The organism is Lyngbya sp. PCC 8106 (assembly GCF_000169095.1).
In the GTDB taxonomy this organism is placed as follows: domain Bacteria; phylum Cyanobacteriota; class Cyanobacteriia; order Cyanobacteriales; family Microcoleaceae; genus Capilliphycus.
In genome coordinates, this window is the sequence record NZ_AAVU01000025.1 from 84,710 (window position 1) to 96,784 (window position 12,075).

9 protein-coding genes and 1 pseudogene are annotated in these 12,075 nt (G+C 39.6%); 4 read left to right on the forward strand and 6 right to left on the reverse strand.

Translation table 11 applies throughout. The features are described from left to right. The first annotated feature begins 106 nt into the window (after window positions 1–106). A complete protein-coding gene (locus L8106_RS34540; RefSeq protein ID WP_369748482.1) occupies window positions 107–406 on the forward strand; it encodes a zinc ribbon domain-containing protein in 300 nt (99 codons plus the stop codon). Here L8106_RS34540 and L8106_RS17135 read toward each other — a convergent pair. After that, complete coding sequence (locus L8106_RS17135; RefSeq protein WP_009785652.1) at window positions 403–1,431, reverse strand: reverse transcriptase domain-containing protein; 1,029 nt, start codon at window positions 1,429–1,431, stop codon at window positions 403–405. The genes L8106_RS34540 and L8106_RS17135 overlap by 4 nt on opposite strands. An 850-nt stretch (window positions 1,432–2,281) precedes the next feature. Between L8106_RS17135 and L8106_RS33075 the strand changes: the two are divergent. Both L8106_RS33075 and L8106_RS17140 read left to right on the forward strand, forming a co-directional pair. After that, window positions 2,282–2,705 (forward strand): annotated as a pseudogene (locus tag L8106_RS33075) (IS630 family transposase); the annotation flags it as partial. A gap of 9 nt (window positions 2,706–2,714) precedes the next feature. After that, window positions 2,715–5,480, forward strand: coding sequence for a CHAT domain-containing protein (locus L8106_RS17140; RefSeq protein ID WP_009785653.1), 2,766 nt, complete (start codon window positions 2,715–2,717; stop codon window positions 5,478–5,480). A gap of 72 nt (window positions 5,481–5,552) precedes the next feature. Here L8106_RS17140 and L8106_RS17145 read toward each other — a convergent pair whose 3' ends face one another. The 5 genes from L8106_RS17145 to L8106_RS29750 all read right to left on the reverse strand — a co-directional run bounded on the left by L8106_RS17145 (window position 5,553) and on the right by L8106_RS29750 (window position 11,050). Beyond that, a complete protein-coding gene (locus L8106_RS17145; RefSeq protein ID WP_009785654.1) occupies window positions 5,553–5,801 on the reverse strand; it encodes a hypothetical protein in 249 nt (82 codons plus the stop codon). After that, window positions 5,776–6,432: a hypothetical protein gene (locus tag L8106_RS17150; RefSeq protein WP_039896566.1), complete on the reverse strand. Its 657-nt coding sequence runs from the start codon at window positions 6,430–6,432 to the stop codon at window positions 5,776–5,778. The genes L8106_RS17145 and L8106_RS17150 overlap by 26 nt, the downstream gene beginning before the upstream one ends. Window positions 6,433–6,741: 309 nt before the next feature. Then, a complete protein-coding gene (locus L8106_RS29740) occupies window positions 6,742–7,473 on the reverse strand; it encodes a calcium-binding protein (RefSeq protein WP_009785656.1) in 732 nt (243 codons plus the stop codon). A gap of 164 nt (window positions 7,474–7,637) precedes the next feature. Continuing rightward, window positions 7,638–8,984 (reverse strand): calcium-binding protein, encoded by a 1,347-nt coding sequence (locus L8106_RS29745; protein WP_009785657.1) that lies wholly within the window; start codon window positions 8,982–8,984, stop codon window positions 7,638–7,640. Window positions 8,985–9,154: 170 nt separating this feature from the next. Continuing rightward, window positions 9,155–11,050: a M10 family metallopeptidase C-terminal domain-containing protein gene (locus L8106_RS29750; RefSeq protein WP_050779135.1), complete on the reverse strand. Its 1,896-nt coding sequence runs from the start codon at window positions 11,048–11,050 to the stop codon at window positions 9,155–9,157. A 326-nt stretch (window positions 11,051–11,376) separates the two neighbouring features. Between L8106_RS29750 and L8106_RS17180 the strand changes: the two genes are divergently transcribed. Further along, the gene (locus L8106_RS17180) at window positions 11,377–12,051 is read left to right on the forward strand and encodes a sigma-70 family RNA polymerase sigma factor (protein WP_009785659.1); all 675 of its coding nucleotides are present in this window, start codon (window positions 11,377–11,379) and stop codon (window positions 12,049–12,051) included. Window positions 12,052–12,075 lie beyond the last annotated feature (24 nt).

Sequence of the window (12,075 nt, forward strand, 5' to 3'; positions counted from 1 at the left end):
CTTGATAGCGTTTGAGAACTTGAACATTAAGGGCTTGGCAAGAACCCGATTGGCTAAGTCGATATTGGATGCAGCCTGGGGAAGTTTCCTGAATATCCTGCAAGCAGTGGCGGTAAAACGCGGTAAGTGGGCAATTGGAGATGACCCTAGAGGCACGAGTATCGAGTGTTCTGGTTGTGGTGCAAGGGTTGAGAAGACACTTAAGGAATTAGTTCATAATTGCCCTGAGTGCAAGTTAGTCATCGATAGAGATTGGAACTCTGGAATAAACATATTAAATCGGGTAAAACGGACGCTTGGACTAGCGTTTGCTGGCTGCGGAGGATACTTGGATGCAAGTCCTATGAGGCAGCAACTCTCAATTGCGAAGTTGGGAAGCCCCTTCTATACTGCGCTTCGCAGTTAGGAGGGGAGGATGTCACTCTTCCCGGACTGGTATTTGCCAACTTTGTATTGGCGTATATTGAACCCCAAGAAGTCGAATCCGGGTGGTTTTTTCTCCAGTTGATTAAGGGTGTGAACAATTTGGGTTTTGCTTGGTTTGAATTCGAGGTTGTAGTGGGATAACCAATCACTTATGACATTCTGACAGACCTTGAGAGTCTCCAGATTTTCATGGAATATTACGAAATCGTCAGCGTATCTGATTAAAGATGCACCTTTGATTTGTTTAATCCGGTTTTCCATTCCATGTAGGGCTATATTGCTTAAAAGCGGGGAAATAACGCCTCCCTGTGGCGTTCCCTGTTGGTTTGGAGTCAAATGATGTTTCTCAAAGTCACAAATATCGGCTCTTAACCAGGCTCTGATTTGTCTCCTTAATTTAGGAAATGTGTTGAGCTTGGCTAAGAGTTTTTGGTGGTTAATTCGGTCAAAACATTTCGCTAGATCTGCATCCAACACAAATTTTGATTTATATCTAATCTGGTTAAAGATTGCTTCTATAGCGTCATGTGCGCTCCTTCCGGGTCGGAAACCATAACTATTTGGCTCGAAATGAGCCTCCCATTCAGGTTCTAAGGCAGCTTTAACTAATGCTTGTGCTGCCCTATCACGCATCACAGGAATACCCAAAGGTCGCTTCTCGTTTTTTCCAGGTTTGGGAATCCAAACTCTTCTAATAGGTTGGGATTTATCCCCTAGTTTTAAATCGTTAGCGAGTTGGAAACGTTGCTTTGGGGTCAAGGATTTCACCACATACACACCTGCCGTTTTCTTTCCTTGGTTATCCTGCGTTACCTTTCTGACAGATAAGAGTCGGTTGTAATAGGATTTGATGAGGGTTTTTTGCAGCCTTCTTCCTTTTTGAACATCGCCACTGACGTAGGCTCGGTAGATTCTCTTTTGCAACTTCCAAACAGCCTTTTGGATTTGACGCCAATTAAGCTGTTTCCATTCCACAGTATTCTTTTCTGAATCTGTTTTAGACATATTAATTGCTACTTAATCACTACTTTCCTGAAAACAGTGAGGACGTGGGCATATCTCATTCATTAGAAATGAGCATTCGCTTTTTCCTCAATCCTTCGCCCTCTATAACCTCCACAATCGGAGAGTTTACATCTTGGTTGATTACTCAGGCATTTCGACCTTTACCTGAGAGCTATAGAGGGATTTCCTCGTTCCGAATATTTCGTTGGTATGAATTCTCAGGATGTGTCTGTCCACCGAGTGCGGTTAGTGTTGTGATTGTCATATTTTCACTGACAATTAACCAGATGCACTGTTGCCTTTTGGCTACAGCCTTTCAGTCCTGATTTGGCTGTTTACCCTTAACGATGGTTACGACGGGAATTGTTATTCCTTTTACTTCAGGGTTAACCTTATCCATAAAATTCTTGCTAGCAGATAACCAGTTCAGACTACCAGTTAGAGCTACATTTAACCCCGCTTTACGGATTGATGACCAGTCGCTACCGTAGGAGTTATGCTTTTACTCCCAACACCGAGAGAGTAGGGCTTGATGATTTATGCTTTTATTAATATTTAGCACCTTATTACAGGCTCTCTCACCTACACGAAATATTCAGTTGTCATGGTACAGATACTAATGATTGAGTCTTGTCCAAGCTAGTCATACCAAGGGTTTAATCCCTTGTTTCGACTAAACGAGTCGCACGTAAAACTAGGGTTCGTGCAACGAGGGGCAATAGGAACTTAAAATTACTGACCTACAAGTTTTTTAGCCTTTGTCTGCCTTCAATGAATGAAATCTATTATCACCTCTAATTCATCGTCACAGTCAGCGTTTCAGCAAAAGCGTGGTTTTCTGTACCGTTGCTACTTAAACCCCTTAGACTATAAAACCAAAGAATTTATTGTGGAAGAATACGAAAGTGGAAATACAGAAAATACGATCAAGTTTCTCAAGTGTTTATTCTCAAAAAGAAAAGGAAAAAGATTAGCAATATTTGGGATAGATCAACCTATCATGAATCAAAATAATTCCAGAAATATTTAACTATAATAAATCAAGATTTATTAGAAAAAAATGGTTAATTACTTGTCACTCGCAAGCCCCTAATGCTCCAGAACAAAATCCCGTAGAAGATATTTGGCTACAAGTGAAAAATTTTATTAGACAATTCTACCATTTATGTAAATCCTTTAAAATAGTAAAGTGGCTATTTAAGTTTTTTGCTGATGGTCAAATATTTGATTTTCCGAAACTTTATCAGTATGGAATTTTTCCACAACCTATTTAGGATTGCTATATGAAAATTCAAAAGTCTGTCTGGTATTTATATCAACGAATTTTTTCCTTTCTTTTCTGGCTAATTCTCAGCTTTGTGTTAGCTGTAGGATTTTCCTCATTTCGACAATCTGACATCAGTGCTGAATCTTTAATAATCAATAATTCTCCTAAATCACAGCTATCAATTCCTCAACTGGAACAACAGGGTCGAGACTTTTATCAAACGGAGAACTTTGAGAAATCTGTCCAAATTTGGCAAGAGATTATCGCTCGTGAAACCAATCCGTTAAGACGAGCCGCCGCATTGGGGAATTTATCTCTCAGTTTACAAAAGTTAGGACGATGGGAAGCAGCAAATCAATCTATTCAAGAAAGTTTAGAGCTGTTATATTCTCTATCAAATCGTAATGATCTAACAAGATTAACAGCGCAAGCTCAAGCTCTAAGTATTCAAGGAAATCTCTATTTTTCTCAAGGAAAATACGGTCAAGCTTTGGAAATTTGGCAAGCTGTAGAAACCATTTATCAACAAACTCAAAATCAAGAGGTAAGAATTCAGACTTTACTCAATCAAGCTCAAGCCATGCAAGGATTAGGGCTTTATCATCGAGCCGAAAGAATATTAATTGATGTTCATCAATCTCTTAAAACTCAACCCAACTCTCCCCTCAAAGTATCTCAATTACGTCACCTCAGCAATGTTTTGCGTATTTTAGGAAAGCTCGGTAATATTGATTATACTCAATTAAATTCCTGTAGAGTTTCTGAAGGTTATTCGATCAAGAATTTAAAATCTTCTGAACTCTCAGCCGGAGTCGTATCATTAGAGTTATTAGAAATAGCACAACAATTAAAGTCATCCCAAGAACTTTGGAAAGCTCAGTTAAGTTTAGCGAATACTACACGCGCTCTCTATCAACAACAGACAGAACTCAATAACCTCAAACTTGCCAAAAATTCAGCTCGAACTGCTTTAACTTGCTATCAACAAGCCGCTCTGTCTCCGACTACAACGACTCAAATTAGAGCTAAACTTAACTCTTTAAGTTTATTATTAGAATTGACAGATAAGTTGAATTCTGAACAAGATGCAGTGTTTCAGAATGAAATTCAAGCCCAAATCGAGTCTGAACAGAAAAACTGGCAAGATATTGAATCAAAAATCAATAGTCTGACCTTTGGTCGAATTGCTATTTATTCAAAAATAGATTTAGCTAAAAGTTTAATGAAATTAGCAGTCAATCAATCTTTACTCTACCCAGAAATAGAACGACTTTTATTAACGGCGACTGAACAAGCTAAATTACTTGCAGATTCTAGAGTTGAGTCATACGCGCTGGGTTCTTTAGGTCAACTCTATGAACAGCAGAAAAAATGGCAGGATGCTAAAATCTATACTCAAAAAGCTTTACTTTTCTCTCAGTCTGTTCAAGCTGATGAGATTAGTTATCAATGGCAATGGCAACTGGGTAGAATTTTAAAAGATCGAGTTAAACCCGAGCGAGAAAGTGCGATTGCAGCTTATCAAGGAGCCGTTCAAACCTTACAATCTTTAAGACAGGATCTCGTTGCTGTTCGTCAGGATGTACAGTTTGATTTTCGCGATCGCGTTGAACCTGTTTATCGGGAATTAGTTGATTTACTTCTAATCCCAGAAAATCCCTCACCAGAAAATCTGAAACAAGCTAGAGATGTGATTGAAAATCTTCAGTTAGCTGAACTTGATGATTTCTTTAAGGATGCTTGCTTAGATATACAACGACAACCCATCGATCAAATTGATCCCAACGCAGTGGTGATTTATGAGATTATTTTAAACAATCGCCTAGAAGTCATTGCAAGTCTCCCTAATAAACAACTCTTTCATTATAGAATCGCGATCGCTAAAACTGAGCTAGAAGATACCCAGAAGCAACTTAGGTTTGAACTGCAAAAACCTTACGCCTATCAAGAAATTCAGCGATTATCAAAGCAAATGTATCAATGGTTGTTTCAGCCTCTAGAATCCCAATTAAAAGGGGATGAAACTTTAGTTTTTGTTCTAGATGGTCAACTACGAAATCTACCAATGTCGGTTCTTTATGACGGTCAGCAATACTTAATCGAAAAGCATCCAGTTGTGATCGAACCGGGACTACAACTTTTAGATCCTAAACCTATCAACAGACCTTTAAATGCTTTGAGTGCAGGTTTAGTAGAACCCCCAGAAGAATTTCGTCAACAGTTCGCTTCACTGAATAATGTTCCTCAAGAATTACAGAAAATTCAAGAAGTCGGTATTGACAGTAAACAATTATTGAATGAAGAATTTAACCGTAAGAATCTTGAAAAACAAATGAGTTCCAATCAATTTAAAGTGATTCACCTCGCCACTCATGGTCAGTTTAGTTCCCAAGCTGAAAATACATTTATTCTCGCTTCCGATGGCGCAATTAATATTAAGCAATTGGATAATCTCTTTCGCAGTCGGGAACAAAATCAAAGTCGAATTATTGATTTATTAGTTCTCAGTGCTTGTGAAACCGCTCCCGGAGATAATCGGGCAGTTTTAGGATTAGCAGGAATGGCGGTGAGAGCGGGTGCTAGAAGTACAGTTGCTTCATTGTGGAGTTTAAACGATAAATCTGCCGTTGAATTTATGGGTCACTTTTATGAACAATTAGTTCAAGGAAAATCGAGAGCAGAAGCACTTCGTCAGGCTCAACTGATGTTTCTTCAAAAGAAGAATAGTTACGATGCTCCTCTGTATTGGGCATCTTATGTTTTAGTTGGAGATTGGCGTTAGTGTTAACTCAATTATAAATTAGGATTTAGGAGCAAATTAATACAGCTCTCTTATTACTTGATGTTCACTTTATTATTTGGAATGACATTGAATTGAATGGTGTCGTTGACGCTGAATGCAAGTTTTTTTCGGGTCATAACCCACTAATAGAATTTCGCCCTCTTTTGTGCGTATCCAACCTCTCGCCGGAACAATATCTAAACTCGAAATAGGTTGGTTATTCGTTCGAGATGTATTTCTTCGCTGTTGAGTTAAAGTTCTTGAATTTCTCGGAGTTGATGAATTATTATAACGCTCAACTTCTGGAGGTAATTCTATCAAGGAGATAAACGTTTATTCTCGTATCTACCAAAGCAAAGTTAGATAGACTAATATCTTGAAAGTTTTGTACACCGTCGTAACTCAATGCAAATCCTTCGGGTACAGGCGTGAGGCTAACAAAGCTATTTCCTGCTACACTTCCAAGTTCTACTCGTCCTCCAAAAGTCGTTAAAATCCCACCCTCTAGACTGACTTCCCCACCAATCAGAGCAAGAGTTTGTTCCGGTGGAACTTGCAAACCGATAAACGTCTCAAATTCTTCGCCTGTTTCATCCACTTCTACAACAGAAGCAAAAGAACGATTCACAACACGACCTGGATTTTCTCGAAATCCTAAACCAACAGGAATATTAATGATTAATAGCGGTGGAGTATTGGGGTTTGTTGCTCGAAACTCACTTCCGTTGGCAAAAACTACACTATCTGCGTCAATTACCCAAAAGCCATTGTGTCGCCAATATTGTTCTTTCATAGCCAGTTGTAAGTCCTCTTCTCCAATTAATCTTTGTGTTACCAGTAGTTCCCCTAATTTCTGAGAAGATGAAGACTGAAACGTTAGGATTTGTTCCAACTGAGAGAAGGAAATCAAGTTTTTCCGAACCAAGATTTGTCCTAACTTCATTTGAGTCATTCCTCCACAAAATTAGCTGTCGGTGTGCAAGCCTATAGCAATAATAAATCATTCGTAAACGACTTTGCTCCCTAATTCTCCGCCCCCCTTGCCCCCCAATTCTGGGGGAGTAATCTGGATTACTTTTTTACAAATCTGGTAAGATTGCTATAGTGAACTGTGTTCTATATATATTTCTGAACTTGCTCTACTTTTTTTCGGAAATTTGATTTTTTTATTGCAAAAAATACTGCGATCGCATAGATTCTGAGAAAAATGCGATCGCTATAATGTGTCAGAGAATAACAGGTTTTACGAGGTTAACTCTTGCTAGACAAAATTACTGGGTGAGTCAAGATCGTCTGAAGATACACCCTGCAAGCCTGCTATCGAGATATTGGCTGAGGGCAGGCTGATAATAGTGGTGTTATAACCTTGGAAAAAGTCTAGATCGGCAAAAGATAGACCGCTACCTAAAGAGATTTTATCTATACCAACTTCAAAGTCTTCTATAACAGTGTAAGAATCATTTCTCAACACAAAGACATCTTCACCTGCTCCACCAGTGAGATTATCAAACCCACTATAATGACCACCACCTCCACCGCCATTAAGGGTATCTTTGCCGCTTCCACCAATGAGTGTATCAATCCCACTGCCGCCGTTGATGCTATCGTTACCACTCGAACCATTTAAGACATCATCATCATTCTCTCCAAGAAGCGTATCATTACCTCCTCCTCCATTCAAGCTATCATTTCCATACCAGCCCCAAATGAAATCATTCCCATTACCACCATAGACTAGATCGTTTCCAGACCAACCATCAAGGGTATCGTTTCCATCTTCACCATAGACTTGATCATTTCCAGCCCCACCATCAATAAAATCGTCACCAGACCAACCTTTTAGAGTATCGTTTCCATCATCTCCATAGATTAAATCATCTCCCCATCCTGTCCAAACATAATCATCACCTCCATTGGCATAAACAGTGAGGTCTTCAGAAACATACTCATCAATGAAGTCATTTCCAGAGGTTCCGTTGATAGTTCTAGCCATAATTTATATCTCCTTCTACTGTGATAAAGTAGCTTTTAGTCTTCTATATAGTTTTCTGAACTTCTGTGAGCTTTTTTCGGAAATTTGATATTTTTTATTGCCAAAAATCTGGCAAAGCCAATCGCTATAGCTACAAATTACAAAACCAGCACTAAAAACCTGGCTTAGACAAACATAAAAGCATCAATATCCACACTCAAATTTGATGTCCCTTCTAGAATCGCGATTAGTTCATTTTGACCGTCAGTTTGAAGAAAAATAGCGGTTCCACTGGGTAAATTTTCAGGCGCAGAACCAAGCTGGTAGTTAGCCGGATCTCCGCTGAGTTGAATGATATCTTCGTTGAGATCAAAGTCAGTAATTAAAGCATAATCAGTTAAACCCAAATCGGCATTATTACCGTTATCGTAGTAAGCTTGGGTTACACTTCCCAATACAAAAGTATCGACTCCCGATCCTCCGGTTAAAGTATCTATTTCACCCAAACCTGGGTTAACAGAATTTTTGTCAAAACCCCGTAGAATATCGTTACCGCGATCGCCATAAAGAACATCGCTCCCCAAACCTCCGATGAGAACATCGTCGTCTTGACCTCCATATAATGTATCTGGATTATCCCCACCATTTATCCAGTCATTTCCTTGATTACCATTCATCCAGTCATTGTCTTCTTTTCCACTGAGGATATCGTTACCTTCCAAACCCATAAAGGTTTCATCTCCCTCACCCCCATTCCAAATATCATCCTCCTCAGTTCCTAGATTATTTTGATCCTCTATATCATCAACTGAAGTTTCACTATTTTCTTCAGTTCTTTCTGAAATGCGATCATTTATTTCAGGTTCATCAGATGATTCAGTTGAGTCTTCAATATCATCTCTATCATCATCAGATTCTTCTTCATCGGGTTCGGATTCATCTTTAGTCTGATTTTCTCTTTCCTCATCATCAGATTCTTCGTCATCGGTTTCATCTAAGGAATCATCGGGATTTCTTTCAGGAATAGTTTCCTCGTTATCGTCAGATTGTTCCTCATCGGACTCGTCTAAGAAGTCTTCTGGATTTCTTTTAGGAATAGTTTCCTCGTTATCGTTAGATTGTTCCTCATCAGGTTCATCTAAGAATTCATCTCGACTTCCGTTGTCAACGGTTTCTTCCTTATTAGAAGATTGTTCTTCGTCTTGTTCGGGTTCATCTTCAATCTCTACAACTGGATTTTCAGCTATATCCTCCGATTCATCAGAAGAAGTTTCATCAACCGTTTCAGATTTATCTTCAGTTTCTACGGGTTGATTCTCATCTTGTGTTTCCTGCTGTTCCTCAGATTCATCAGAAGAAATTTCATCAGCAGATTCAGATTCATCCTCAGTCTCTACAACCGAATTTTCCTGTTCCTCATCAGAAATCACATCTTCAAGATTATCGGATTCATCCAAAGTCGCACTGAGAATAGCTTCAACTTCATCTAAGTTTTGGTCGTTGGTTTTGTCGGAAGGGTTTTGATTTAGCATTTTCTTTTAATTAATGTAACTGGATTGATAAATTAGTCGCAAACAATCTGTAGAACTGCAAAACTTTGCACCCTAATTGTTCAGGTTGTCTGCTCAACAGTTAAATTTGTAAGCATTGCCTATAATTTAGAAAAATGTTAGAGTTAGCAATGCTTACCCTACGATTAATGTTAGGCAAATATGAAGTGTTCTGAAGGAATAACATCTGTCGTATTTGACACCCAAGCAATCAAGTCATTTTGGTAGTAAATATCCATTCCCCCACTAAACTGACTCACTGTGTAGTTATCGAGGCTGCCAAAAACTTGGAATTTATCGCCCTCTGCCCAGTTAAAGTCGGTAATTTGGGCATAACCACCAAAGCCATCGTTGTTGTAAAAAGCTTCAACAGAGTTGCCTAGTACAAAGGTATCTGCGCCATCACCGCCAGTTAGGGTATCTAATTCCTCAAAACCGGAATCTAATTCCGAAGGCATAGAACCTGTGAGCGTATCATTCCCGTTTCCACCAATGAGAACATCATTTCCTGTATCTGCAATCAGTTCGTCATTACCATTTTCGCCCTCAAGATAGTCATTGCCATTCCAACCGGCTAGCTGGTCGTCTCCATCTCCACCATAAGCTTGATCATCTCCGTTTCCAGCCCATAGGGTATCGTTGCCAACTTCCCCGTACATCGTATCGCTTCCATTCCAACCTACTAGGAAATCATTACCTGATCGTCCATATAAAGTATCTGTTCCATCTCCACCATGTAGGTAGTCTTCACCATTTCCAGCCAGTAAATAATCGTTACCTGCCTCACCATACAGTTCTTCGTTAGCATTGTCGTAGGCAGATGGCGTACCACTATCTAGACGATCATCTCCATCTCCACCGTACAAGGTATCAGTTCCAAAACCACCGAATAGAGTATCGTTATCATACTCTCCATCAACTCGATCATTACCATTTTCGCCATCAAGATAGTCATTGCCATTCCAACCCGCTAGCTGGTCGTCTCCATCTCCGCCATAAGCTTGATCATCTCCGTTTCCAGCCCATAGGGTATCGTTGCCAACTTCCCCGTACAGGGTATCGCTTCCGTTCCAGCCTACAAGGAAATCATTACCTGTTTCTCCATCCAAGGTATCTGTTCCATCATCTCCAAATAGATAATCATCTCCACCACCACCTTGGAGGTCGTTACTAGCAGTGTTTCCTCTTAACTCGTCATCACCCGATCCTCCTACGGCATTTTCAATAGTCACGTCATAAGCGATCGCTAAATTATTGCTAGCTGGCGTATTGCTTCCATTAGAGCGAGGACCAATCGAACTAAAAGCACCCGCAGTTAGATCAATAGCAGCATCGAGTGTCTGATTACCTGCATCGATAGTATCGATACCACCTGCATCCCAAATTGTCTCAACAAAAGCTGTGTTAGGGTTCCAAGAGTAGGTGTCGTTTCCAGTGCGAGTGGTGGTGTTCGCTCCGTAGAGGTACTGGATGGCAGCAATGTCGTAGAGCATTGGGGTTGAGGATTCAACACCTGAGCCTGGGTGAGCCGGGTATGCCATTACCGTGTACTGCTTATTATCTTCACTACTGGGAAGAAAAGGTGGAGGTGGGAGGTTTCCAGTACTATCATAGTTACCAGGATGTTTCAACCCTACAGCATGACCAATTTCGTGAATCATGGCTTGAAGATTGTTCCAATTTGGGTCGAACCAAATATCACCATCGCCTGCATTATTCCCTGGAAAGTGAGCGTAAGCACCATTACCGATGAGATCGGTACGGGCACCCAAACGAATTTGTCCTCCCGCACCTGTATCAGCAACAGGGACAAAATCAATTCCTGAAACTTCTTCCCAAAGCTGAAAAGATTGTTCTGCAATCGTTATTTGATCGGCACTGAAGGCAATAAAGTTATTCTGTTCTTCGGGCTTTAAGTAGCTAGGTGCTTCGTCCATGAAGCTGTAAGTTACTGTAGCTCCGCTTCCAGTAGAACCTCCCCATTTTGAGCCGATTAGAAGGCTATCAATATGATTAGAACCCGAAAAATCTACATTTGATGTCGTCATAATTCACCTCATGTTTTGCTATGATCTCACCTCTTTACTCGGGGTTACTTTTTTCCGAGAAGGTAGATTAGGCTGTTCCTATCTAACTTTCTGAACTGGCTCTAACTTTTTTCGTAAATTTGACTTTTTTTTTGAAAAAATTTCTGTTTTCTCTAACTGAAAATTGCTTATAACTCTGTCTAGATAAGCTTTAGAGAACATTCACAACACCTCAATAAACAACTCGGTTGTCTAACATTTTGTAACAAAAACTGAGTCGTCCGAAAAAACGACCTCCGAAAGCAGAAACTATACAGAGAGTCCTAAACAAGGGATGGGAAGTATCTATGCACCAGGGGAAAAGTCCAATTGATTCTCAGCTCAACCAACTCGCAAGAGAGGCTCAACAGCATCCGAAAGGAAGCTACGAGCGGCGACGAGCGTTGAATTTGCTGATGGATAAAATTTTAAAATCGGGTCGTTTGACACGTCCGAAAAAAGGCTCATTTCCTTTTCCAGCAAGTATTTATGAGGATTTGTACAATGAAGCTAAAAGTATAATGATGATGGAAATTTGTCAAAATATTGATGAGTACAATCCCGAACAAGATGTGATGGCTTGGTGTAATTGTATCTTAAATTATAGATTTATTGACTGTTTCAATCAATATACACGTCGGGGTCTAACTTATTTACCTAAAAATCAGAAACATGAAGATGTTGCTTCTTTACCTAATTTAGAAGACTTAGATAGTTTTAGGCTACCTGCCGAACAAATTTCTGAATCTCAAGAACTTCAAAGTTTAATTGAAGAAAATCCAGATAATATCTTTACCAAAGAGTATATTAAAGGACAGCCGAAAGCGACCTTTCAATTTTTGGCATTGGCTAAAATCTGGCAAGATCGCAAATGGAAAGAGATTTCAGCCGAATTAAATGTGCCTGTTTCTTCTTTGTGTGAGTTTTATAAAAAGCGGTTAAAGGAATTTACACCGTATTTCCAAGAATATTTACAAAATTAGCTAAACTAAGTATATTGAGGTATT

Bases quoted from the DNA above. Each gene is read 5' to 3' on its own strand.
- L8106_RS17150 (WP_039896566.1), bottom strand. From the start codon at position 6,432: ATGACTCAAATGAAGTTAGGACAAATCTTGGTTCGGAAAAACTTGATT.
- L8106_RS29750 (WP_050779135.1), bottom strand. From the start codon at position 11,050: ATGACGACATCAAATGTAGATTTTTCGGGTTCTAATCATATTGATAGC.
- L8106_RS17180 (WP_009785659.1), top strand. From the start codon at position 11,377: ATGCACCAGGGGAAAAGTCCAATTGATTCTCAGCTCAACCAACTCGCA.
- L8106_RS17135 (WP_009785652.1), bottom strand. From the start codon at position 1,431: ATGTCTAAAACAGATTCAGAAAAGAATACTGTGGAATGGAAACAGCTT.
- L8106_RS29745 (WP_009785657.1), bottom strand. From the start codon at position 8,984: ATGCTAAATCAAAACCCTTCCGACAAAACCAACGACCAAAACTTAGAT.
- L8106_RS17140 (WP_009785653.1), top strand. From the start codon at position 2,715: ATGAAAATTCAAAAGTCTGTCTGGTATTTATATCAACGAATTTTTTCC.
- L8106_RS29740 (WP_009785656.1), bottom strand. From the start codon at position 7,473: ATGGCTAGAACTATCAACGGAACCTCTGGAAATGACTTCATTGATGAG.